The organism is Irregularibacter muris (assembly GCF_024622505.1).
Taxonomy (GTDB): domain Bacteria; phylum Bacillota; class Clostridia; order Eubacteriales; family Garciellaceae; genus Irregularibacter; species Irregularibacter muris.
Window position 1 is genome coordinate 137389 of sequence record NZ_JANKAS010000006.1, and the last position, 25747, is coordinate 163135.

Genomic DNA, 25747 nt, shown 5'->3' on the forward strand with positions numbered 1-25747 from the left:
ATGACTGCTCGTATAAATTTTGAACGGGAATTGACCCAATTACATGAAAGAATACTATTAATGAGCTCTATGGTAGAAGAAATGCTACAGCAATCTATTGAGGCTTTAAAAAATAAAGATATTTCCCTAGCCCAAAAAGTGATAAAAAAGGATGATGGAATTGATGAAAAAGAATTAGAGATACAGGATTTTTGCATTCAACTTATTGCTAGGCAGCGTCCCTTGGCTAAGGATTTGCGTTTGATTACTGCTTCTTTAAAAATCATAACAGATTTAGAACGGATTGCCGATCATGCTGTAGATATTTCTAAAATTACTCTTCAGCTTTCAGAGGAAAGCTATATTAAGCCTTTAATTGATATTCCACGCATGGCAGAGCTGGCCAAATTAATGATGAAAGATTCTATTGATTCCTATGTAAAGGAAAATGCAGAGTTTGCCAAGGAAGTAGCTGAGAAGGACGATGAGATTGATCATTTATTCAAACAAATCTATAGGGAATTATTAGTTTATATGATGGAGGATCCCAGCAAGATTACCCAAGCCACTCATTTTTTATTTGTTGCACGCTATCTAGAAAGAGTAGCTGATCATACCACCAATATCTGTGAAGCAGTTATTTATTTAGTGACAGGAATATATAAAGACTTAAATGCATAGATTTTACAGAGAACAAAACAGTATACTAAAATGTTCCGCATCAATAAGAATATTTTGATTTTTGAGATTTACCGTAGGATTTTTAAGTCCTACGGTTTTTTTGTTCTCTGCCAAGAGTTGGGTAACCCGAAAATGGAATATTTAGTAAGAAACTCCTGCTTAAACAATTTGGCCTTGACTTAATATTAAAATAATTATATATTCAACAAGTTGAATATATAATTATGGAGGTGTTTATATGTCGCTCAAGCACGGTTTACTGGGGCTATTGAATTATGGTTCTATGACAGGATATGAATTGGATAAAGCGTTTAAGGCCTCTCTTTCATTTTTTTGGCAGGCAAAGACCAGTCAGATTTACCGGGAATTGGATGCTATGGAACGCCACGGCTGGTTGACCAGCCAACGCGTTATTCAGAGTGAAAAACCAAATAAGAGAGTATATACAATCACAGAGGATGGAAAAGAAGAACTTGTTAAGTGGCTATCCTCACCAGAATCAGATATTGTGGATGCAATGCATGTTAGAAGTGCATTTCTAATGCGTGTATTCTTTGCCGGGGAAACGAGTATACAACAATCTTTGGAAATGCTTCGTAGATACAGACAAAAGTGCCTTGAAAGCAGTGAAGGATTGCGCGTCGCTTATGATGCCATCTCTGATTATGGAGCGATTGTCAGTGATGAGAAGAAATCAAAATACTGGGAAATAGTAGTGCTTTATGGAGAAGCGTTTTTTGATGCTGGATTGAGCTGGACAGACAAAGCCATTGCCATATTAGAAGAGGAGCTGAGAGGATGAAAGTCTTGGTTTTAAACGGGTCTCCTAAAAGTGGACACAGCAATACCATGCGCCTTACCCGTGCATTTTTGAAGGGAACTAAATGGACTGACGCGGAGATTGTTGATGTAACAAATGCTAACGTAAAAGGCTGTTTGGGGTGCTTTGCTTGTTGGAATAAAACACCAGGAAAGTGCATCATAAATGACGGCATGGATGAAATTCTTGCAAAAATAATCACTGCAGATGTGATTATTTGGTCTTTTCCGCTGTATTATTTTAGTGTTCCTGGTGGCTTAAAAAACCTTATTGATCGGCAGCTTCCCTTGAATCTGCCGTTTATGGCAGAAGGCACAGAAAGCGGAGGGCATTCGCTACGCTATGACTTAACGTGTCAAAAGCACCTTGTTATTTCAACTTGCGGTTTTTGGGCATCAAAGGGTAATTATGATTCTATTATTTCCATGTTTGACCATTTTTGTGGAAAGAGTAACTATACGACAATCTTTTGTGGACAGGGAGAGCTGTTCCGTGTACCAGAACTAAAAAGTAGTACAGATGCATATCTAGAAATTGTCCGTCGTGCAGGGGCTGAGTACGTCTATGGAAAAATCCGGTCGGAAACTCAAGCAGAGCTTGCGGAGCCATTATATCCACAGGATATGTTTGAAAAAATGGCAGATGCTTCCTGGGGCATTATCAAGAGCAAGGACGGGAATGTACTGATAGATGAAAGCCTTAGCTTTACAGAACAGATGGCAGCCTTATATAGACCAGATGGTATGGAGCGTGTATTGGAGTTTCATTATACCGACATTAATAAAACCTATCAAATTTTGTTGACAAAGCAAGGGTCTAAAGTGATAACAGGCAGTTTCAGGCCATATACTACAAGAATTGAAACGCCTTATTCGGTTTGGCGTTCTATCTCCCGCAATGAAATTTCTGGGCAGGATGCACTGTTTCAACGGCGTTATAAAGTTCTAGGGGATTTTAGTTTGATGCTAAAGTGGGAGGAATTGTTTTGTACATCAGCTCCTCCGAAACCATCTGGTACAGCTCCTCTGCGCAAGACCAATATGCTGGTCCTTCTCGTGCCATGGATTGTCATTTGGACCGCCATAGCGATAGATTCCACCATCGGCGGTGTAGTAGGCATTGTCGTGGCAACCATTGTCCCGTTGCTATGGATTGTGTTCCGACCTGTGGTGTTTGAGCAAATCAGTGTCCCGATTGTGGTGGGGCTTTCGTTGGGGGTCTTATTTGGTGCGGATACAAGGCTTATTATTACCGGCAGTTATTTCATATTTGGACTAATATGGACCATCGGTGCATTTACCCAAATACCACTTACCGCTCATTACAGTGCAGCAAAATATGGTGAAGAAAGAGCCTTTGCAAATCCACTTTTTATCACTACAAACCGAATATTGACCGCCACGTGGGGTGCGCTATATCTTGCCACGTCGATTTGGACTTATATTCTGATGGGCACCAGCTTTTCTCCCTACATAGGTCTAATCAATTCCATCTTGCTTGCACTGATGGGCATTTTTACAGCATGGTTTCAAAAGTGGTATCCGGCACGATGGGCAAGAGGATAAAAATAGGGAAAACCAGTAGAGGAAAACTAATTTTCTCCTGCTGGTTTTGTTGTCAATTTTATTATATTTAAGTTCAAATTCTGTCATAAAGTAAATTATTCAATAAAAATTTTATATTCTTTCTTTTCTTGTGAACTCCTGTCATTGGTATATAATAAAAGTATATACACGATGAATATTTTTATTAGATACACTAAGGAAAGGGGAATAACAATGAGATTAGATAAATATTTAAAAAATTCTAGACTGATCAAGAGAAGAACCATAGCTAAGGAGGCTTGTAACTCCGGGCGAATCATGGTCAACGATAAAGTAGCCAAGGCCAGTACAGAGGTAAAGGCAGGGGATATTTTAACCGTTACCTTGGGCAACAACCCTTATAAAGTAGAAATCCTGGACACTCCAGAACATGTTTTAAAGGATCAATCCAAAGAATTATATAGAAATTTAGATTGATGAAATATTGCTTATTTTTCTCAAGAGCCTTAAAAAAGTCTGTTCTCATCGTCCTGTGCCTCAACTAAGAATTTTAAACCCTGGATTCTTCAGATAACCTAAGCAGTCTTGATAGAAAAGGGTATAACATATTTAAATCTTTTAAAAAAACTTTCTTCCTTGAAGAATTTTCCTTTTTAATATTTGAGCATTTATCAAATACTAAGGAATACAAGGAGGGAAGTTTATGAATAAAAAACACAAAGCATTGACCATATTTATGCTTATCCTATTTTTATTTACTCTTTTATCAGGATGTGCTCGTCAAGAAAGAAGAATTGGAGAAAATAGAGAGACTCCTCAAAAACAGCAGAAAGAAACACCGGTGAAAAAACCCCCTATACCTGAGCAACTAAGAAATGATCGTAATTTAGTGGTATATGTGGTGGATGAAGGAGCAAAAAAGGAAATTGATATCGAGGAGTATGTAGCGGAGGTATTGGGAGGCGAGATGAAAAATGACTGGCCAGAGGAAGCCTTAAAGGCCCAAGCCATATTGGCCCGTACCTTTGTTATGGAGTTTTTAGTCACGAAAACATCCAAATATGAGGGGGCTGATGTTTCTACAGATATTGAGGAAGCCCAAGCATGGAATAGAGCAGCCGTGAATGAAAGGATAAAAAAGGCGGTACAAGAAACGACGGGAATGGTTCTTTCCCACGGTGGACAGTATGTTAAGGCATGGTTCCACGCCCACGCAGGTGGGAAAACGGCTACAGCTAAAGAAGGATTAAGTTATAAGGAGGCAGAACCACCCTATATTCAGGTAGTGGATTCTCCTGATTCTCCAGAGGCGCCCAAGGAAGATGCCCAATGGACTGCAGAATTTTCAAAACAAGAAATCATACAGGCTGCTAAAAAAATGGGCAATGACATAAATGGACTGAATGATATAAAGGTCAACCAGCGGGGCCCATCGGGTAGAGCGCTCAACCTAGCTATAGATGGAATTACTGTCTCTGCTCCTGAACTTCGTATTGCTCTGGGTAGCACAAAGTTAAAGTCAACTTTCCTAACAGATATTAAAAGAGTAGGGGATAAAGTTGTTTTTAGTGGAAAGGGTTATGGACATGGAGTAGGAATGTCCCAATGGGGCGCCTATGCCATGGCTAAGAATGGAAAGAATGCAACTGAGATCATCCAACATTATTTTAAAGATGTTTCTCTAGTAAAACTATGGGATTAAAATCATAAAACAGAAAGAGCCAGAGATGGTTCTTTTTGTTTTGCCCAAGGCATAAAATAGGTCTAGTCCACATATATATGGTACAAGATAAAAAAAGGGGAGGAAAAGAAATATGGATGATAAGATATCTACCAGAATAATGGGTCACAAAGTTGAATTACTAGATCGTAAAATATTAAATCTACAAGGGATAAAAGATGTACATAGTTTTAATGAAGATACTGTGATATTAGAAACCGAAATGGGTTTACTTACTATTCATGGAGAAGACCTTCACATCAATAACTTAAACGTAGAGAAATCCAATTTGAATATTACAGGAAAAATCGTTTCCTTTGCCTATAGTGAAAATGTGGATATACGAAGTAAGGGAGGCAGCTTCCTGGGAAAAATGTTCCGTTAAAGCTTCCTATGATTTTAAGAAAGCTACTTATGATCAAGTGTGCTTTCTTTTTTATCATTGATACTTCTAAAAACTTTCTATCCTCTCATAGTATAAGAGTAGAGTGGTTATGAATGGGGGGTCATTATGGAAGAAAATATACGTGTTCAAATTTATGTATTTTTATTTACCCTTTACGGAGGACTAATTATTGGAATAGTATACGATCTAATCGACATGCTTTTAAATGGAGGAAATAAGAAAACTAAGGGTAGAGGGATAAAAGATATTTTATTTTGGATGGTATCCGTAATTATTGTATTGGGAGTTTTATTTTACAGTAACAATGGCATTGTTAGAGTATATACATTGTTAGGCTTTGCTACAGGATGGCTATTATACTTCTGGCTACTGAGTCCTTGGATAAGAAAAATCATTCAATTAATCATTGAAATCTTCATCAGAATACTTAAAATCATCATCATGATCCTCATCATTCCCTGCAAATGGATAAAAAAGGCACTGTACCTGCCTGTGATGAGGGTAAATAACAAAATAAGAAGAGGGGGAGCAAAAATAAAAAAGTATTTCAATATTCCTAAAATCGTCACAAAACAGTATAATAAATATAAGGGATATTTAGGCAGAAAAAAATAGGGTAAGATAAAAAGGATAAGCCCTATTCTGTATAGAATACTATAAAGGTAGACAAGTACTAAAATTTAGGATGATGAAATATGGACTCTAGGAACAGAGAAGATTTAGTAAAAAGATATCAAAGAAAAAAGAAAAAAAGATCTAGAAGAAGAACCATATTTTTGCTGCTCATTATATTCGGTTATTTTTTATACCAATACATCCATTTAGAAATACGATATCAAAACTTGGCTAAAGAAAAGGAGCAACTTAGCATAGAGGTAGAAAAAGCCCAAAAATACTATCAACAATTGGCAGAAGAGATAGAACAATCAAAATCAGATAAACATATAGAAATCATGGCCAGAAAATATTTCGGATTGGTATATCCCAACGAAAAGGTGTACATAGAAGTAGAAAAGGACACGCAGGAAAATAAAAAATGATGATTATTGACCTATTGAGGGGATTACAGTATAATATGAGAAGGTTAAAGACGCTTAATGCTGTCCCTTTGATTTATTAAATTTATTTAAGGAGGAATTTCTACGCTATGCCGGTAGAGGTTGGAAAAGTTATTGAAGGTATTGTTACTGGAATTACAAATTTCGGTGCCTTTGTTCAGCTGGAAAAAGGTAAGACAGGCTTGGTTCATATTTCAGAGATTTCCGATAGCTATGTAAAGGATATCAACAACCACCTGAAGGTACAAGATAAGGTGAAAGTGAAGGTATTGTCTATTGATAAAGATGGCAAAATTAGTTTGTCCATTAAACAGGCACAACCTAAAAAAAGTAAGAGAAATCCCTATCAATGGAGTGGAACTGATCAACCTCAAACCAAGGGGTTGAATTTTGAAGACCAATTATCAAAGTTCATCAAAGAAAGTGATGAGCGACAACAATCACTAAAGAAAAGCTTTGATTCTAAAAGAGGGGGCAGTTACAAAAAAGGTCAGTTTTAATTACCGAAATTATTATTTATATTCATATAAAAGATATGAGCATTCCTTATTTAGGGAATGCTTTTATTGTGAAATAGAAAAGTCTATTTTGCTTGCCAGGAACCAAAAGTTTCTATTTCACTGAAGTGGCGATGACTGCTACCATGTTAAAAGCAAGCAAAAGGAGAAGAAGATGAAAAAAGTAGCTATAATTGATATAGGCACCAATTCCATGAGGCTAATGATAGCCACAATAAACAATGGACAGATTGTAGATCGGGAAAAAACACTAGAAACCACCCGTATGGGACAAGGAATAGATAAAAATGGATATCTTAGTGGGGAAACCATAGAAAGAAACTTTGCCGCCCTAAAAAAATTTGTGGGCATAGCACATAAACAGAAGATAGAAAAGATAGTGGCCTTTGCCACTAGTGCCCTTAGAGATGCATCAAATAGAGAGGAGTTTATCCATAAGGTAGAAAAAGAATTAAGCCTAGAAATCCAACTGCTTTCCGGAGAAAGAGAAGCGGAAATAGGGTTCAAGGGAGTAATGGGTGAGATAGATACAGAAAGACTACTGGTTATAGATATTGGCGGGGGAAGTACAGAATTTATTCTGGGCAGCAAGAAAGAGGGCATAGAAAGTTTAACCAGCATCAATATAGGTGCCTTGAGAATGACAGAAAAGTTCATTGCCCACGATCCCATAAGTGCTGTAGAATTAAAGGATTTGGAGAAAAATATCAAAGAGCAACTTCTTCCCTTAAAAGAAAAATTATCCCTAATGGAGGATGCAAAAATAGTGGGTATTGCCGGCACCATCACCACCCTATCCGCTATGAAACAACAAATGGAATACTATGATTGGCGGAAAATACATCAAAGCACCCTTTCCTTCAAAGAAATTGCAGGGATTTTACAACAACTTATTCCATTGAATATAGAAGAAAGAAAAAAAATAAAAGGCTTGCAACCCAAAAGAGCCGATATCATTATTGCGGGCATTGTCATATTAAAATGCATTATGGAGGTCTTTGCCATAGAGAGTATCATGATCAGTGAAAGTGATAATCTAGAGGGAATGGTATATGAACTACTAGACCTCGTGTTTTAAGTTTTGATAATACCTTGATTGAAATCCTTTCAAAATAAATAAGAATGGATTTATCGAAATGATTTGTAGCTCAAGTAAAACAGGGAGAAAGGAGATAATGATGATAAATGCAAATAATTTGTTTAAAGATTATAAACCACATATTTTAAATTTAGATTTACAAGCCGAAAAAAAGTATATTTTAGATGATCATTTAATAGTAAATCGAGAGAATAATATTTCGATTTATTATTCTGCACATAATGAAGTTATAAATACTCAAGCATCCATCATAATCATTGGAATTTGTCCAGGGTTTCAGCAAATGTATAAATCGTTTTCTATTGTTAAAAGTCTAGAGAATAGTAATGATGATGATATTCTTGAAAATTGTAAAAGTGAGTCTAGATTATTCGGAAGTTCAAGGCAAAATTTGATTACTATGTTTGATCAATTAAATATAAATTATTTTTTGAAGGTTAATAAGGCATCTGAAATCTTTGATTTAAAATTTAAAAAGCTTCATACAACCTCATTAATCAGATATCCCGTTTTTATAGGAAAAGAATTAAAAAATTATAATGGATATACACCGAGTTTATTAAAAAACTCATTTTTGTATAGAATTGCTAGCAATTCTATACAATATGAAATAGAGCAATTACCTAATCTTAAAATAATTATCCCTCTTGGAAAAGCTGTTGAGACATTCTTAGATGAGATTTTTCGATTAAATACTACGATAAATAGAAAAATTATTAGAGGATTTCCCCACCCATCGGGGTTGAACGCTCATAGAAAAAAGATCTTTGATAGCAATAAGGCCAATATAATTAATCAAATAAAACTTTTATATGACAATCAATAGTTTAGCATCAGTAGCTGGAGTAAAAAACAGAGATAAAAGCTTGCAAAGCTCCTGAGGAATAAAATGGATAAAAGATTTTTAAAAAATAATGAAAAAAGCTATTGACGGAGTATGGAGTATGTTATATAATGAGTTTTGTCTTCAACAAGACAGCTTTCAAAACAGATTAGCCGGGGTGGCGGAACTGGCAGACGCACAGGACTTAAAATCCTGCGATCCCAAAGATCGTACCGGTTCGATTCCGGTCCTCGGCACCATACAATATCATCGCGGGATGGAGCAGTCAGGTAGCTCGTCGGGCTCATAACCCGGAGGTCGTCGGTTCAAATCCGGCTCCCGCAACCAAATAATATGGCGGCGTAGCTCAGTTGGCTAGAGCATACGGTTCATACCCGTAGTGTCAGCGGTTCAAATCCGTTCGCCGCTACCATATTGCTGGCCCCTTGGTCAAGCGGTTAAGACACCGCCCTTTCACGGCGGTAACAGGGGTTCGAGTCCCCTAGGGGTCACCATTTTAATATTTGTGGTCGCATAGCTCAGCTGGGAGAGCACCTGCCTTACAAGCAGGGGGTCATAGGTTCGAGCCCTATTGCGACCACCATTTTTTATTTTTTTGGAATTGTTAAATCCTTTAGCCAATGAAACCATGGGAAAAATAGCGAAATAAAAATATATTTTATTTAAGAGACTTTACTATCGGACTGAGCAGCTTGGCTGCTTTTTTTATTGCAAAAAATTATTCTCCTAGGCTTTTCTACATAATACTCCCTAAAAACTACATTTAGCAGGAGAGAATTACCCTAAAACAGTTTTCAAATTGTCCAAAACAAGGCCATTTTGTCAAAAACCCTTAATGATTTGTCAAATTTTCATGGAAATTCATTCCACCCATCCTGACAAATATTTTAGTTTAGCCCTGTTATAATGGCATGGAAAGGAAAAAGTTTGGGGGTTGAATGAATGTCATATAAATTAGAAGCGTTAAAACCTTATGAAAGGGTGCATAGCGGACTTAATCAATCAAAGGTTAAAAATAAACAAAAAACAAAGTTTCAATTTGATGCTGCCCTTCAGGATCTTTTATTGGTATTTATAGGTTTTTTCCTAGCACGAAGTATTATCATGTACGACCTATCTCCCTTTGGATTTGCATTTTTTTCCTATATCATGGCTACGCGGAGGAAAAAAACCTGGACAGTAATAGGTTTACTGGTAGGATTATTCACCGTGCAAAGCACATTGTATATCATAAGGGCAGTGATTACTTTAGCTCTTACCTATTGGGTAATGGGAAAAAGAGTCAAGGCATCTACAAAAACATGGAAGATAGGCCTTTTAAGTAGTCTCTGTGTGTTTTCAGTAGGGTTGGTCTTTCAATGGATAGCAGGAAACTACCTTTATGATTTTTTATTACTGGTTTTTGAAAGTTTTATTACCTATATTTTGCTTTTTATTTATTCTTCTGCTCTGCCATTAATTACGGGACAAGTTAAACGCAAAATTGTTTCTAATGAAGAATTGATCTGTAGTGCTATTTTAATTTCCTTGACTTTATTGGGCATGAGCGAGCTAAGTATTTATGGATATTCTATTAAGAATGTTTTGGGTATAACAGCGATCATGCTCTTTGCTCGACACCTTGGTTCGGGGGCAGGAGCCATTATCGGTATTGTCGTCGGGGTGGTCACCAGCCTGGATCATATAGTATCCCCGGTGATTATCGGAGTATATGCCTTTTCGGGTCTTATGGCAGGGGTCTTTAAAGATTTGGGGAAAATCCCTGTTGCTTTGGGCTTTGTGTTGGGCAATGCGGCCTTAACCTTTTATCTAAATGGCTCCACAGAAGTCTTTATTCATATACAGGAGATTCTCATCGCCATTATCTTATTATTGTTAGCGCCTAGAGGAATAGAAGAAAGAATCTCTTCCTTTAAAGGCATAGGGGATTATCGCTTAGAGAGGGAGAAAATGTATGGAGAACGGGTGAGAGAAGTCACTATTGAACGGCTGAGGGATTATTCTAAGGTTTTTGAACAGATCGGAAAAAGCTTTGAACAATCTGTAGCCAGTGATCCCCTGCTCTATCAAAAGGATATCAATGATGTATTTAATCGGGTGTCCAAAGAAGTATGTAACCAATGCAGCTATTATTCCAAGTGCTGGAAGTTGGATTTCTATAATACCTATCAAAGCATGTTTTTATTATTAAATAAGATAGAAAAATGCAGTACCATAAAGCAAGAGGATATTCCGAAAAGTTTGTCCAATAAATGCCTGCAACCTGAGAGAATAACAAAAGTAATGTCTTATCTTTACGAAATTTATAAATCCAACCAATATTGGGAAAAACAGGTGATGGAAAGTAAAAACTTAGTATCTCAACAATTACAGGGTATTTCAGAGGTCATACAGGATCTAAGCAATGACATGAGGACAGATATTGTCTTTAGAAAAGAAGAAGAGGAAGAGATTCTCATTGCCTTTGATAAAAAAGAAATCCCTATCCAAGATGTTATGGTACTACAAGACGGTCAGGGAAAATATAAAGTAACCCTTTATGGAAAACCCTGTCAAGGAAAAGGATATTGCGATAAAACAATGGGGGAAATCATTTCTAAAGTCTTAGGAAAAGAAATGATTATGGAACAACACCTATGTAAGGGGAATGGATTAAAAAATAAATGCAAGGTTTCCTTTAAGGAAGCTACAAATTTTGTAGTAACTACCGGAATAGTACATAGCTCCAAAGATGCTCAGGAGGTGTCGGGGGACAGCTATTCCAATATCCCACTTCATGATGGGAAATATATGCTGGCCCTGAGTGATGGCATGGGCAGTGGCAAAAGGGCGTCACGGGAAAGTAGGACAACCATCAATTTACTGGAACATTTTTTGGAGGCTGGTTTTAACAGGGAAATCGCCCTGAAGACTATTAACTCCATATTGATGCTCCGCTCCAATGATGAAATGTTCTCTACCATTGATTTGTCTATTATTGACCAATATACTGCCCAGACTGAGTTTATTAAAATCGGTGCAGTATCTACCTTCATCAAAAGGGGAGAAAAAGTAGAAATGATTGCATCTAACTCCCTACCTGTAGGTATTTTAGATGAGGTAAACATTGAAGTCAGTAGAAGACAGCTAGAGGATGGTGATTTTATCATCATGGCTTCCGATGGATTGTTGGACGCCAATCCCTTTGTGGAGGATAAGGAAAAATGGGTGCGAGAGCAATTAATAAAAATCAAAAGCAGAAATCCTCAAAGAATTGCCCATTGCCTTTTTGAACAGGCTAGAAAAGAAAGTAAAAACATTCTCAAAGATGATATTACTATTTTAGTAGCTAAGATTTGGAAAAATAAGTAATAAATTAAGTCATCTATAGTGCTATAGATGACTTAATTTATGTTTATTTTTAACAAAGGTCTTGATGGAGTATACTAAAAAATATAGAATAGGATAATATAGGCATAAGAGATAAAGGAAAAAAGGTTGGGAAAAATGAGAAATAAGGTTGTAGAATATATCAATAAACATAAAATGCTGAATAGAGGAGATGGTATCCTCGTAGGGGTTTCAGGGGGGCCAGATTCCATTTGCCTATTACATATATTAAAATCTATACAAAAAGAATATTCATTACAGGTAATGGCTGTACATATTAATCATCAACTCAGAGGAAAACAGGCTGATAAAGACGAGAAATATGTTCTCGATCTATGCCTGCAATGGGACATTCCTTGCTTCGCCTATAAAATAGATATAGAAGGCTTGAGCCAGCAAAAAGGAGTTTCTATAGAGGAAGCCGGACGAGAGGCAAGATATGAAAAATATTTTGAATTAAAAAAGCAGTACAATCTACAGAAAATCGCCCTGGGACAGCATAGAGATGATAATGCAGAAACCATCCTCATGCGTATATTGAGGGGTACAGGTCCTGAGGGATTAAAAGGGATACCTCCCCATAGAGAGGACGGCGTCATTAGACCTTTATTGGCTATCACTAGGAAAGAAATTGAAGAATATTGTGGGGTCCATCATCTATCCCCCTGCATAGATCAAAGTAATTTACAACCTATTTACCTCAGAAACAAACTACGCCTTGAGGTTATCCCCTATCTAGAAAAATTTAACTCCAATTTTAGGGAAAATCTTAATCATCTTGGGGAAATAATAGGAGAACAACAAGACTTTGTAGATCATGCAGTAGAGGAGCTCTGGAATGGGCATAGAGAATTTGTTCAGGATGGAGTGGCTTTTTCTACCGATTGGTTTGAAGGATTATCTCCTTTTATCAAAAAACAGATGTTGAGAAGAGGGATAAAATGGGTAAAAAATGATTTGAAGGAAATAGAATTTACCCATATACAAATGATTGTGAAAATGCTAGAAAATGATGAAAATACTACATGGACTTTAGATTTACCTGGAGAGATCATCGCTAAAAGGCAATATGAAAAAATAATGCTATTGAGGAGGAAAAAAAATCAAGTAAAAGATTTTGAATATTCTCTTCCAATAAACACAGAAATCCCCATAGAAGAAGTGAATAAGACCTTCAAAAGCTATTTTGTGAAAAGAGAAGAAGTTGGTATAATAAAAGATACATCCTATAAAAAATATTTTGATATGGATAAGTTACAAGCAACTCCGATAATCCGAAATCGAAGACCGGGAGACAAATTTTTTCCCATTGGTTTACGGGGATCTAAAAAGCTAAAGGAGTATTTCATCGATCTGAAAATACCTAGAGACCAAAGAGATAGTATTCCCATAGTTGTAGTCAATCAGGAAATACTATGGATTGTTGGCCATAGAGTAGATAGAAGATATATTGTAGATCAAACTACAAAAAATATATTAGTAATTGAATATTTTAAAATCAGGGAGGAACAACATGGAAAATGATGTAAAAGGTGTATTGATTGACGCAACAACCCTTCAAAAACGTATTAAGGAGTTAGGACAGGAAATATCCAAAGATTATAAGGGGAGAAATTTACTTTTAATCTGTGTGTTAAAAGGTGCAGTATTATTTATGGCCGATTTGGCACAAAATATTACCATCCCCTTGGAAATGGATTTTATGGATGTAACAAGTTATGGAAATTCCACTCAATCCTCGGGGGAGGTAAGAATACTCAAGGATTTAAGTTCCAGTATTGAAAATAAAGACCTTTTAATTGTAGAAGATATTGTGGATAGTGGATTGACCCTGAGCTATTTAATAAAATTATTTAAAAATAGAGGGGTAAAAAGTATAAAAGTATGTAGCTTATTGGAAAAACCAGCAAGAAGAATAGCCAAAGTAGATATCGACTATATAGGATTTCAAGTTCCTGATGAATTTGTAGTGGGATATGGTTTGGATTTTGCAGAGAAATATAGAAATCTACCCTATATTGGAGTACTAAAGGAAGAGATCTATCAATAAAAGCTCAATTCCTTCCTAAAAGAGGCAAAATTGTATTACACATCAATTTATGCTAAAATGACTTAGTATAAAATAGGAGAAGTGAGGGGAGTGTTAGTATTTGAAAAAGTTTTTTCGTATGATTAGTTTTTACTTAATCATACTAATAATCATAGTAGCCATGGTTCAATTATTTGGAACCAAAGCAGCAGACATCAAAACCCTACGATATGATGAAGTTTTAAAGAATATACAGGCTGGAAACGTAAAGGAAATGACCATCGACCAGTATTCGGTGGAGGGAAAACTAACCAATGGTACACAATTTGAAGGAGTCATTCCTCCCCAGGCGATTTTCATTCAATTGCCGGAGGTACATGAAGCGATAAAGGCTGGAACAATTCAGCAAACTGAAGTAGAGGCACCGGCGCAAAGTCCGTGGTGGGCTTCTATACTTCCTTCTTTATTTTTAGTGCTATTAGTTGTCGTATTTTTCTTTATCTTTACCCAGCAATCCCAAGGTGGCGGCAATAGAGTTATGTCCTTTGGGAAAAGCAAGGCAAAACTTCATACCGATGATAAGCGAAAGGTCACCTTTGGTGATGTAGCAGGAGCGGATGAAGAAAAAGAAGAATTAGAAGAAATTGTTGAATTTCTTAAATCTCCTAGAAGATTTCTAGAATTAGGAGCCAGAATCCCTAAAGGGGTATTACTAGTAGGACCTCCTGGTACAGGAAAAACATTATTGGCAAGGGCAGTAGCGGGAGAAGCGGGAGTACCCTTCTTCAGCATAAGTGGATCTGACTTCGTAGAAATGTTTGTAGGAGTAGGTGCATCTAGGGTAAGGGATTTATTTGAAAATGCAAAGAAAAACTCACCTTGTATTGTTTTTATAGATGAAATAGATGCTGTAGGTAGACAAAGAGGTGCAGGTCTTGGAGGAGGCCATGATGAAAGAGAACAAACCCTTAATCAACTACTTGTTGAAATGGATGGCTTTGGGGTTAATGAAGGAATCATCATTGTTGCCGCTACCAATAGACCCGATATATTAGACCCAGCTCTTCTAAGACCGGGACGTTTTGATAGACAAATTCCCGTAGGAAGACCGGATGTAAAGGGGAGAGAAGAAATACTGGAAGTACATGCTAAGGGCAAACCCCTTGAGCCAGAAGTAGAACTCAGAAACATAGCTAGAGGGACCCCTGGTTTTACAGGTGCTGATTTGGAAAACGTGCTCAATGAAGCGGCCTTATTAGCAGCCCGTAGGAGTAAAAAAACTATTGGTGTTAGAGAACTAGAAGATGCAGTAACTAGAGTTATTGCAGGACCTGAAAAGAAAAGTAGGGTAATTAGTGATCAAGACAAAAAGCTAACCGCTTATCACGAAGCTGGTCATGCCGTGGTCATGAAGCTATTACCCCACGCCGATCCAGTACATGAGATTTCCATCATCCCTCGGGGGATGGCAGGAGGATATACCCTGTCCCTACCTGAAGATGATAAATATTATATGTCCCGTTCGGAATTACTAGAGGAAATTGTGGGATTATTAGGCGGGCGAGTAGCAGAGAAATTGGTACTGGACGATATTAGTACAGGAGCCCAAAATGACCTAGAAAGAGCAACGGCTATTGCACGAAAAATGATCACAGAATATGGAATGAGTGAAACTCTAGGGCCTATGACCTTTGGAAACAAACAAGATGAAGTTTTCATAGGAAGGGATTTCGCTAGAAGTAGAAACTATAGCGAGGAAGTAGCAGCCGCTATTGATAAGGAAATGAGAAGTATTATTGACGAGGCTTATCAAAATACGCAAAAACTTTTACAAGACAATATCAACAAGCTTCATAAAGTAGCTGAGAGATTGCTTGAAAAGGAAAAGATCGATCGAGAAGAATTCGAAGAAATCTTTGCAACTGCATAATTAAGATGATAAAGGTCGTCCCTTGATGGCGTAATGAGAAAGTTTGCCTGTAATTCTGAACTTAGTGAAGAATCCTGAAAAGATCTATTCCCTTTGATCAGTAACACAACTTTCTTTATGCGCAATTGTAGGGAGGGCCTTTTGTTTATCATTTTTACATAGATTAACTGATATTTATACAGTGGGAAAATACTAGGGAGGGATAATGATGAAATTTAATGTAAAAGAAGGAATGGAAGGTAAAGTAGAAATGGTGGTGGAGGATAAGGATACAGCCTTACAATTTGGGAGTGGGGGAGTAGAGGTTTTTGCTACGCCTATGATGATTGGCTTGATGGAAAATGCATCCTTGAAGGCAGTAGATGAATTTTTACCCGAGGGCTATGGAACAGTGGGCACCCATCTAGACGTAAAACATTTAGGAGCCACCCCTGTGGGTATGAAAGTATGGGCCACAGCAAAGCTTATGGAGATAGATAGAAAAGCCCTGACCTTTCATGTAGAGGCCTTTGATGAGGTAGAAAAAATAGGAGAGGGAACCCACAAAAGGTTTATTATAGAAGTAGAAAAATTTTTGGAGAAGAGTAAGAAGAAAAATGGGTAGAGGATAGAGAATGGAGAGTAGAGAGGAGTGTCATCCTGAGGAGTTTACGACGAAGGATCTTAGATCTTGGATTCTTCATTATGTTTCAGAATAACAAAAACTGCGTTACTCACTAGATCTTACTATTTATTTTTATCTATTACACTTGATTAAAATGGGGGAGTTATTTATGAAAAGCGATATTGAAATAGCCCAAGGGGCAAAGATGAAGCCAATTATTGAAATAGCCCAGCAATTGGGTTTAGGGGAAGAAGATTTAGAACTTTACGGAAAATATAAAGCCAAAATATCTCCGGAAGTATGGGACAAAATTAAAGGAAATAAAGATGGAAAACTGGTTTTGGTTACAGCCATAAATCCCACGGCCGCTGGAGAGGGGAAATCCACAGTAACTGTGGGACTAGGACAGGCTATGGATAAAATAGGGAAAAAGGTAAGCATTTGCCTCAGAGAACCTTCTTTAGGCCCAGTATTTGGCATAAAAGGAGGGGCGGCGGGAGGAGGATATTCCCAAGTGGTACCTATGGAAGATATCAATCTTCATTTCACGGGGGATATGCACGCCATTACGGCCACAAACAATTTACTATCGGCAGCCATTGACAATCATATTCATCAAGGAAATGAACTGTCTATCGACGTCAGAAGGGTATTGTGGAAGAGGGCCATGGATGTAAATGATCGAGCCCTGAGACAAATTGTTGTAGGATTGGGAGGAAAAACAAATGGAATGCCCCGGGAGGATAACTTTTTAATCACTGTGGCTTCTGAAATAATGGCTATATTGTGCTTGGCCAAGGATTTAATGGATTTAAAAGAAAGGCTAGGCAGGATTATTGTTGCCTATGATTTAAAGAACAACCCGGTACGGGCTAGGGACTTAAAAATTCAAGGAGCCATGACCCTATTATTAAAAGATGCCATTAAACCAAATTTAGTACAGACCTTAGAAAATGTACCTGCCTTTATCCATGGAGGACCCTTTGCCAATATTGCTCACGGCTGTAATAGTATTATGGCAACCCAATATGCCTTGAAACTTTCCGACTATGTCATTACAGAGGCGGGCTTTGGAGCTGACTTAGGAGCAGAAAAATTCTTTAATATCAAATGCAGATATGGGGAGCTAAAACCCAATGCTGTTGTCTTAGTAGCAACCCTAAGAGCGTTAAAAATGCATGGTGGTAGTGCGAAAGATGTTTTAGATAAAGAAAATGTGGACACCCTAAAAAGAGGTTTGAATAATCTGGAAAAACAGATTGAAAACATCGGAAAGTTTGGTGTGCCAGTAGTAGTGGCAATTAATTCCTTCTTGACGGATACCCAAGAGGAAGTTAAAATTGTTGAGTCAAGGTGTAAGGAATTAGGAGTAGAGGTTGCCCTTTGTAAGGTTTGGGAAAAAGGTGGACCGGGAGGAATTCAGTTAGCTGAAAAGCTAGTGGATATACTCAATACAAAAGAATCTGATTTTAAGGTTCTTTATGATGAAAGCCTATCCATAAAAGCAAAGATTGATATCATTGTCAAGGAGATTTATGGAGGAATAGGAGTAGAATATACGCCTAGAGCAGAAAAAGCTATCAGAGAACTAGGAGAGCAAAATCTAGATGGGCTTCCCATATGTATGGCCAAGACCCAATATTCTCTTTCTGATGATCCTCATAAACTAGGAAGACCTCAGGGGTTTAAAGTCACCGTGGGGGATGTAAGGATTTCAGCAGGTGCAGGTTTTATCGTGGTGCTCACTGGAGAAATCATGACCATGCCAGGTTTGCCTAAAGTACCCTCGGCGGAAAAGATAGATATTAATGAAAAGGGAGAAATCCTAGGACTGTTCTAATATTACCCTGTCAAAGGAGAATAAATTGTGAAGCCTATTTTAGTCATTGCGCCCCATACAAAAATAGAACATGAAGCCAAAAAAATAGCCAGTCACCATCATGATGTAGAAGTGAAACTAGCCCTACTGGATCAGTCTCTTGAGATCGTTGCACAGGCTGAGAAAGAAGGGGTAGAGGCTATAATATCCAGGGGAGGCACGGCTAAAATCATTCGAAAGTCTTTGGGGTCTTTACCAGTCATAGAGATACAGGTCTCCCCCTATGATCTTCTTCATGCCATATATGTTGCAAGAAAACATGGAAGAAATATTTGTATTATTGGATTTAGAAATATTATAGAAGGTGTTCAATTGTTGCATTCTATTTTAGATGTCAATATTAATGCCTATCTTATTGAACATGAGGAAGATGGAGAAAAGCACCTTAAACAGATCATCCATTCTGGCAAAAGGATTGATGCTCTTTTAGGGGGAGCAGTTGCAGAAAAACTGGCTCTAAAATACGGCATACCTACCGTTCCCTTGGAGACGGGGAGTACGGCTATAGATTTAAGCATCCAGGAAGCCAGGAGGATTATCGAAGTTACCCGTAAAGAAAAGAAAAAAACCGAAGAATTTAAAGCCATATTACATTATATTAACGAAGCCGTTGTATCCATAGATAGTCATAAAAAGATCACTACTTTTAATCCCGCAGCTGGGAAAATGGCTGGCATATCTGATGTAGAGGTTATAGGAAGACCTATTGAAGAGATTATTCCCAATACACGACTGGATAAGATTATGGAAACCAATACACCAGAGCTGGGGGAGGTATACCAGATAGGAAAGTCCCAAGTTCTCATCAATAGAGTACCTATTGTTTTAAGGGGAAAAACCCTTGGGGCTGTGGCCACCTTCCAAGATATTACAAAAATCCAAGAATATGAGCAAAGGATTAGAGCTAAGCTTTTGGCCAAGGGCCATGTGGCCAAGTATAGTTTTTCAAAAATTATAGGAGAGAGTAAGGCACTGTTTGAGGCAAAGGAAAAAGCCAAGAAATATGCCTCCAATGATAGCACAGTGCTTATTGTAGGTGAAAGTGGTACAGGAAAGGAAATGTTTGCTCAAAGCATACATCTAGATAGTAGGCGAAACAAAGGCCCCTTTGTAGCGGTAAATTGTGCGGCTATACCTCAAAATCTACTGGAAAGTGAATTATTTGGGTATGAAGAGGGCGCCTTTACAGGAGCAAAAAAAGTGGGAAAGACAGGCCTTTTTATCGAAGCCCATAAAGGGACCATATTTTTAGATGAAATTGCCGAAATACCCATTGAATTACAGGCTATGCTTTTGAGAGTACTGCAAGAAAGAGAAGTCAGGCCTGTAGGTTCCAATAAGGTCATTCCCATAGATATTCGTATTATTGCAGCTACCAATAAAAACCTTTTGCAAGAAGTTGAAAAGGGCAATTTTAGAGAAGATCTCTATTATCGCCTAAATATTTTAAAATTACGGGTACCTACTTTAAGGGAAAGAAAAAATGATGTTACACGACTGAGTAAATATTTTGTAGATAAAATTTCCACGAAATATAATAAATTCCTGGAAGTATCTCCAAAGGCTTTAGAACTGTTAGAGAGTTATGACTGGCCTGGGAATATAAGGGAACTAGAAAATATTATTGAGCGACTAGTCGTATTAAACGACGATATCATAACAGAAGAAGCCACAAGAGAAATATTTGATGAGCAAGCAGGAGGAAACCCCTATAGCTGGCAAGAAAATCATGAGGATGTGGATTCTTTAGAAGGAGTAAAAAAGAAACATATTTATAAAATCCTAACCCAATGCAATGGGAATCAAACCCTAGCAGCTTCAAAATTGGGAATTAGTCGCACTCACCTATGGCGCATAATGAATAATGACAAGAACAAAAAAAATTAGACCAACTAGCTATATACCTTTTATTTCTAGGCTAAAAGTATAATCAAGGTAAAGAAATAATAAACATAATAGTGAAAGAGCAATAATTATATAAAAAAGGGGTGTTGCAAAGTGGACATCAATTTAGATTATTTAGACATAAAAGATGTGAAACATCTACACAGGAATATAAGTGCAGCTAACCTAACAGAATTTGTCATTAAAAGAGAAGAAGGGAAATTATCTAGTACAGGTAGTGTGGTGATCAACACAGGAAAATATACTGGGAGATCCGCTAAGGATAGATTTATTGTAAGAGATGATATTACAGGAGACAAGGTCAACTGGGGCAGTACAAACTTCCCCATAGACCAGGATGTCTTTGATGAACTTTATGGGGAAGTTGTGGAATATTTAAAAGAAAAGGATTTATTTGTCTTTGATGGCTTTGTGGGAGCCTTGAAGGAGTATACCCTTCCCATAAGAGTAGTATGTGAGTGCGCCTATCAGGCGTTGTTTGCCAATCAAATGTTTATCCGTCCAGAAAAAGAAGAGCTAGAGGGGTTTATGCCCCAATTCAATGTGATTTCTGCTCCAGGTTTTAAGGCAAAAGTAGGGCAAAGAGGAATAAACTCTGAATGCTTTATCCTTATAAATTTTAGCAAGAAAATCGTTCTAATCGGTGGTACGGGTTATTCCGGCGAAATTAAAAAATCTATCTTTTCAGTAATGAATTTCTTACTTCCCCAAAAGGGAGTCATGCCCATGCATTGTTCGGCCAATATAGGAAAGGATGGAAAAACAGCCATTTTCTTTGGTTTATCAGGTACAGGGAAAACAACTTTATCCACCGACCCCGGGAGAAAACTCATAGGGGACGATGAGCATGGATGGTGTGATGAGGGTGTGTTTAACTTTGAAGGAGGCTGTTATGCCAAGACCATAAACCTTGATCGGGAAAAGGAAAGGGAGATCTATGAGGCCATAAAGTTTGGCACCATCCTAGAAAATGTAGTATTGAAAGAAGATAGAACCCCTGATTATGAGGATAATACTTATACAGAAAATACCAGGGCCGCCTATCCTATACATTATGTAGACAATATACAGGAATCAGGAATGGGCGGAAATCCCAATACCATTATATTTTTGACCTGTGATGCCTTTGGAGTTATGCCCCCCATAGCCAAGCTAAATGCCCAGGAAGCCATAGAACATTTTATCTCGGGCTATACCAGCAAAGTGGCAGGAACCGAAAGAGGTATTACAGAGCCGGAAGCTACATTTTCAGCTTGCTTCGGAGAACCCTTTATGCTTCTTAATCCTATGGTTTATGCTGAGTTACTAGGAGAAAAAATAGAAAAACACAAGGCCGATGTATATTTGATTAATACCGGTTGGATAGGTGGGGGCTATGGCAAAGGAGAAAGAATTAAACTCTCCTACACCCGATCCATAGTCAATGCTGCTGTTTCCGGAAAATTAAGAAAGGTCAATTTTTATAAAGATTCTATCTTTGAACTATTCATTCCTGAAAGTTGTCCTGGTGTACCCTCTGAAATTCTAAATCCCAGAAATATATGGGATGACCCTGAAAAATATGATAAAGAGGCTTTGAAACTAAAAGAAAAAATTACTTCCAACTTTAAGAAATATAAACAATAGATTGATAATGCTACATATTGTAACGATTAATCGTTACAATATGTAGCATTATTTTTGTATTCCCCTCCTTAAAGAAAGCAAAAGGGTGAAAAAACAGCTCTTATATTAATTGGCACGATTATTGCTTATTAAATATTATGGAATTCGCTGGGGATAGAGAAGAAATTCCATTTATTCAGTGAATACTATAGATAAACAAATTTATTTCTTAATAAAAAATACCAAAAGAGTGCCCTTGCAGCAGATGCTCTAAACTTTCCATGGACTAAATCAAAGGAAAGTGTACTTTTGTTAAGAGGCCAACTTGTTTATCAAACTTAATACTATATTTTAAATTTAGGGGGTTGAAGTATGTCAGTTGAATTAGCATTTATTATTGGGGTAGTCGTTCTTTTACTCCTAGCCATCAAATTTCGAGTCAGTGCTTTTATTTCATTATTGGTTACGGGTGTAGTCATTGGTACCTTATCAGGAATGAGTGGGCTAGATGTTATCGACACCATAACAAATGGTTTTGCAAAAACTGTAGGTAGTATCGGTATTATAATTATCTTTGGTGTTATGTTAGGAAAATATTTAGAGGATTCAAAGGCTGCCAACAAAATGGCCTTAGGAGCCGTTGGTATGGTAGGAGAGAAAAATTCTTCTATAGCTATGGCCATTAGTGGTTATTTAGTATCCATCCCTGTGTTCAGTGATGTAGCTTACGTTATGATGGCACCACTGATCAAAGCCATATCCAAAAAGACAAGAATACCTTTAGCTGTTCTAGGTGTATCCTTGGCATCAGGTTTATTAGCCACCCATGTTTATGTGCCACCTACTCCAGGTCCTTTAGCTGCAGCAGGATTGTTGGGAATAGATATTGGACGAGCTATTTTATATGGAGGTTTTGCTGCAATTCTGATGACTTTATTTGGATGGGCCTTTGCCCAATTTGTTCTCAACAAAAAAGGAGATACCTTTATATCAGAATTTGATAAGGGAGCAAAGGGTGAAATGCTAGCTTCCGCAGAGGAAGAAGTATCCGAAAAGGATCTTCCAAGTATGTTTTCTTCCTTATTCCCATTGCTATTACCTATGATATTAATTTTATTAAACACTACTACAAAGGCCATCTTCCCAGAAGAATCCACCATTGTAAGAATTATGTCCTTTATAGGAGATTCTAATATTGCATTGGCGATAGGTGTTGTTGCATGTATTCTTTTACTGGGTAAAAGAATCGGGAAAGAAAATGTTTTAAAGACCATGGACGGCGCATTAAGTGAAGCAGGTTCCATCATCTTTATTACCGCATCTGGTGGTGCTTTAGGAGAAATTCTGAAGGCATCTGGTGCAGGAGATGCTATGGCTCAAGCTATTTCTAAAAGTGGATTGCCATTTATTCTTATTCCCTTTGCTATTGCAGCGCTATTAAAAATAGTACAAGGATCAGGAACTGTTGCCGTAGTTACAGCGGCTACATTATCTGCTCCCCTTGCAACGCAGTTGGGCATGGATCCAATACTTATCTTCCTAGCCACTGGAGCAGGAGCAAGATCCTTCTGTCACGTGAATGATAGCTTCTTCTGGGTGTTTACAAAGATGAATGGTTATGATATGAAAACCGGTCTTAGAACCCTAAGCTTTGCTAATCCATTTATGGCATTGGGTGGATTGGTAGCAACATTTATTGTAAGTTTATTTGTTTAGTTAGTAAGGTGGCGGTGTATCACCGCCCCATAACTTGTAATATATAACAGGAGGGATATTCATGCATGCTATTCAAAAGATTCTAGCGAAGGCAGCAGGAAAAGAAAAAGTACAAGCAGGTGAAATTGTAAATTGTAAAATAGATTTTGCTGAAATAAATGATTTATATCTTCAAACCGTATATTCTTTTTATGAAATGGGAGGAAAAGAGGTCTGGGACAATGAAAAAATTGCCTTTGTATTTGATCATTATTCTCCAGCTCCTACTATTAAAACCGCACAAAATCACAAGGAAATGAGAGCTTTTGCTAAGGAACAAAACTTAAAATACCATTTTGATATTAATGCCGGGGTATGTCATCAGGTTATGCCAGAGGCTGGAGTAGTTTGGCCAGGGATGATTCTTGTGGCTACTGATTCTCATACCACTACCCATGGTGCCTTTGGTGCCTTTGGTACAGGACTGGGTGCTACAGATATGGCAACCGTGTTGATCTCAGGAGAACTTTGGTTTAGAGTACCCGAAGTCATAAAGATAGAAATCAATGGACAACTCCAAAAAGGCGTTTATGCCAAGGATGTTATCCTTCATATATTAGGGAAGTTAAAAGCAGATGCTGCGGTATACAAAGCAGTAGAATTTTCTGGTAGCTATGTAGAAGATCTAGGCGTAGCAGAAAGAATGACCATCTGTAATATGGCTGTTGAAATGGGTGCCAAAACGGCTTATATGAAACCCAACCATAAGGTTATCGAATATGTACAAGCAAGAACAGATCAAGAATTTATCATCCAAGAAACAGATGAGGACTTTGAATACGCAGAAACCCATGTTTTTGATGTAAGTCAATTATCTCCACAGCTTGCTGTACCCCACAGTGTAGATAATGTTCGTTCTATAGAAGAAGTAGAAAAAGTAAAGATTGATCAAGCTTTTATTGGTTCCTGTACAGGGGGAAGATTGGAAGATATAGAACAAGCTTATAAAATCCTTGATGGCAAAAAGATACATCCTGACACCAGATTGGTCATTATTCCTGCCTCAACGGAAGTTTATCAAAAAGCCATTGAAATGGGCTATGTACAATCTCTTATGACTGCAGGGGCAACCTTTGCTGCTTCCGGTTGTGGACCATGTTTGGGAACCCATGCGGGGTTACTTACAGAGGGAGAAGTGTGTATCACGGCCACAAATCGTAACTTCCCAGGACGTATGGGGAGTACAGGAGCGCAAATTTATCTTGGATCACCTGCTAGCGTTGCTGCAGCTGTCTTAACAGGTGAAATTACTGATCCAAGAGAAGTGATAAAGGAGGTAGAAGCAAATGCGTAAAGAGATAACAGCAAAAGCCTTTGTTTTTGGGAAAAATATTGATACAGACCAAATCTACCCCGGTAGATATTTAGAACTTGTTGATCCTAAAGAAATAGCAACTCATTGCTTAGAAGGGGCAGATCCAACCTTCGCTGAAAAAATGAGTCCTAGAGATATTGTGGTGGCAGGCACAAATTTTGGATGCGGTTCCAGTCGAGAACATGCGGCCATCACTTTACTCAATGCAGGGGTAAGCGTAGTCCTTGCTGAATCCTTTGCCCGAATTTTCTTTAGAAACGCTATAAACCTGGCTCTTCCCTTAATGGTATGTCCTGGCATTAGTGAAAAAGTAAAGGATGGAGACCAGTTGGAAGTAAACCTTGAAGAGGGAACAGTTTTCAATAAAACCACTGGAGAAACCCTACAAGGAGAAAAAATATCGGATTATACCATGAACATCTTAGAAAATGGTGGCATTAAACCTTTATTTAAGAAAAAAACTGCCCAAATGTATAAGTAAGAAAAAGAAAACTCATATTCCCTCTATTTGGAATTTCAAGAGAGAATATGAGTTTTAAACAAAGAACTTATGTATACAATATACTAAAAAGAAGGTATACTATCTATATGTATAAAATAAGCCCCCCTTGGGCTTATTTTATTAAAAAATGTAATAAAAACATTAATTTAGAACATATTTATAAGTAAATCTTGCATACAAAAGAA

At 37.5% G+C, this 25747-nt stretch carries 22 protein-coding genes and 5 tRNA genes; all 27 read left to right on the forward strand.

The window, feature by feature from the left end; all coding sequences use genetic code 11:
• The gene (phoU, locus tag NSA47_RS08555; RefSeq protein ID WP_257530949.1) at window positions 1–660 is read left to right on the forward strand and encodes a phosphate signaling complex protein PhoU; all 660 of its coding nucleotides are present in this window, start codon (window positions 1–3) and stop codon (window positions 658–660) included.
• A gap of 238 nt (window positions 661–898) precedes the next feature.
• Window positions 899–1462 (forward strand): PadR family transcriptional regulator, encoded by a 564-nt coding sequence (locus NSA47_RS08560; RefSeq protein ID WP_257530951.1) that lies wholly within the window; start codon window positions 899–901, stop codon window positions 1460–1462.
• Window positions 1459–3045 (forward strand): NAD(P)H-dependent oxidoreductase, encoded by a 1587-nt coding sequence (locus tag NSA47_RS08565; protein ID WP_257530953.1) that lies wholly within the window; start codon window positions 1459–1461, stop codon window positions 3043–3045. Before NSA47_RS08560 ends, NSA47_RS08565 begins: the two co-directional genes overlap by 4 nt.
• A 213-nt stretch (window positions 3046–3258) precedes the next feature.
• Window positions 3259–3501: an RNA-binding S4 domain-containing protein gene (locus NSA47_RS08570; RefSeq protein WP_257530955.1), complete on the forward strand. Its 243-nt coding sequence runs from the start codon at window positions 3259–3261 to the stop codon at window positions 3499–3501.
• 226 nt (window positions 3502–3727) lie between these two features.
• Window positions 3728–4726, forward strand: coding sequence for a SpoIID/LytB domain-containing protein (locus NSA47_RS08575; protein WP_257530957.1), 999 nt, complete (start codon window positions 3728–3730; stop codon window positions 4724–4726).
• A 112-nt stretch (window positions 4727–4838) separates the two neighbouring features.
• A complete protein-coding gene (gene yabP / locus NSA47_RS08580) occupies window positions 4839–5129 on the forward strand; it encodes a sporulation protein YabP (RefSeq protein ID WP_257530959.1) in 291 nt (96 codons plus the stop codon).
• Window positions 5130–5255: 126 nt separating this feature from the next.
• Entirely contained in the window at window positions 5256–5765 is a 510-nt protein-coding gene (gene yabQ, locus NSA47_RS08585) for a spore cortex biosynthesis protein YabQ (protein ID WP_257530961.1), read from the forward strand.
• An 80-nt stretch (window positions 5766–5845) separates the two neighbouring features.
• A complete protein-coding gene (locus tag NSA47_RS08590; protein WP_257530963.1) occupies window positions 5846–6190 on the forward strand; it encodes an FtsB family cell division protein in 345 nt (114 codons plus the stop codon).
• 107 nt (window positions 6191–6297) lie between these two features.
• Window positions 6298–6708, forward strand: coding sequence for a S1 domain-containing RNA-binding protein (locus NSA47_RS08595; RefSeq protein WP_257530965.1), 411 nt, complete (start codon window positions 6298–6300; stop codon window positions 6706–6708).
• A gap of 172 nt (window positions 6709–6880) precedes the next feature.
• On the forward strand, window positions 6881–7804 hold the full coding sequence (locus tag NSA47_RS08600) for a Ppx/GppA phosphatase family protein (protein WP_257530967.1): 924 nt from the start codon (window positions 6881–6883) through the stop codon (window positions 7802–7804).
• A 97-nt stretch (window positions 7805–7901) separates the two neighbouring features.
• Window positions 7902–8651: a uracil-DNA glycosylase family protein gene (locus NSA47_RS08605; protein ID WP_257530969.1), complete on the forward strand. Its 750-nt coding sequence runs from the start codon at window positions 7902–7904 to the stop codon at window positions 8649–8651.
• 169 nt (window positions 8652–8820) lie between these two features.
• Window positions 8821–8908, forward strand: a tRNA-Leu gene (locus tag NSA47_RS08610).
• An 11-nt stretch (window positions 8909–8919) separates the two neighbouring features.
• Window positions 8920–8996, forward strand: a tRNA-Met gene (locus tag NSA47_RS08615).
• Window positions 8997–9004: 8 nt separating this feature from the next.
• Window positions 9005–9081: transfer RNA gene (locus NSA47_RS08620), tRNA-Met, on the forward strand.
• Between the two features lie 7 nt (window positions 9082–9088).
• Window positions 9089–9163, forward strand: a tRNA-Glu gene (locus NSA47_RS08625).
• 13 nt (window positions 9164–9176) lie between these two features.
• Window positions 9177–9252 (forward strand) — tRNA-Val (locus tag NSA47_RS08630).
• A 359-nt stretch (window positions 9253–9611) separates the two neighbouring features.
• Window positions 9612–12020: a stage II sporulation protein E gene (spoIIE, locus tag NSA47_RS08635; protein WP_257530971.1), complete on the forward strand. Its 2409-nt coding sequence runs from the start codon at window positions 9612–9614 to the stop codon at window positions 12018–12020.
• A 135-nt stretch (window positions 12021–12155) separates the two neighbouring features.
• Window positions 12156–13562, forward strand: a complete 1407-nt coding sequence (gene tilS / locus NSA47_RS08640) for a tRNA lysidine(34) synthetase TilS (protein ID WP_257530973.1) — start codon at window positions 12156–12158, stop codon at window positions 13560–13562.
• Window positions 13552–14088, forward strand: a complete 537-nt coding sequence (gene hpt, locus NSA47_RS08645; protein ID WP_257530975.1) for a hypoxanthine phosphoribosyltransferase — start codon at window positions 13552–13554, stop codon at window positions 14086–14088. The genes tilS and hpt overlap by 11 nt, the downstream gene beginning before the upstream one ends.
• A 100-nt stretch (window positions 14089–14188) precedes the next feature.
• Window positions 14189–15997, forward strand: a complete 1809-nt coding sequence (gene ftsH / locus NSA47_RS08650) for an ATP-dependent zinc metalloprotease FtsH (RefSeq protein WP_373370317.1) — start codon at window positions 14189–14191, stop codon at window positions 15995–15997.
• Window positions 15998–16205: 208 nt separating this feature from the next.
• Complete coding sequence (locus NSA47_RS08655; RefSeq protein ID WP_257530977.1) at window positions 16206–16601, forward strand: thioesterase family protein; 396 nt, start codon at window positions 16206–16208, stop codon at window positions 16599–16601.
• 169 nt (window positions 16602–16770) lie between these two features.
• On the forward strand, window positions 16771–18441 hold the full coding sequence (locus NSA47_RS08660) for a formate--tetrahydrofolate ligase (RefSeq protein ID WP_257530979.1): 1671 nt from the start codon (window positions 16771–16773) through the stop codon (window positions 18439–18441).
• 27 nt (window positions 18442–18468) lie between these two features.
• A complete protein-coding gene (locus NSA47_RS15440) occupies window positions 18469–20367 on the forward strand; it encodes a sigma 54-interacting transcriptional regulator (RefSeq protein ID WP_257530980.1) in 1899 nt (632 codons plus the stop codon).
• Window positions 20368–20478: 111 nt separating this feature from the next.
• A complete protein-coding gene (pckA, locus tag NSA47_RS08670) occupies window positions 20479–22011 on the forward strand; it encodes a phosphoenolpyruvate carboxykinase (ATP) (RefSeq protein WP_257530982.1) in 1533 nt (510 codons plus the stop codon).
• A 351-nt stretch (window positions 22012–22362) separates the two neighbouring features.
• Complete coding sequence (locus NSA47_RS08675; protein WP_257530984.1) at window positions 22363–23706, forward strand: GntP family permease; 1344 nt, start codon at window positions 22363–22365, stop codon at window positions 23704–23706.
• Between the two features lie 61 nt (window positions 23707–23767).
• Window positions 23768–25039 (forward strand): 3-isopropylmalate dehydratase large subunit, encoded by a 1272-nt coding sequence (locus NSA47_RS08680; protein ID WP_257530986.1) that lies wholly within the window; start codon window positions 23768–23770, stop codon window positions 25037–25039.
• The gene (locus tag NSA47_RS08685; RefSeq protein WP_257530988.1) at window positions 25032–25541 is read left to right on the forward strand and encodes a 3-isopropylmalate dehydratase small subunit; all 510 of its coding nucleotides are present in this window, start codon (window positions 25032–25034) and stop codon (window positions 25539–25541) included. The genes NSA47_RS08680 and NSA47_RS08685 overlap by 8 nt, the downstream gene beginning before the upstream one ends.
• Window positions 25542–25747: the final 206 nt, after the last annotated feature.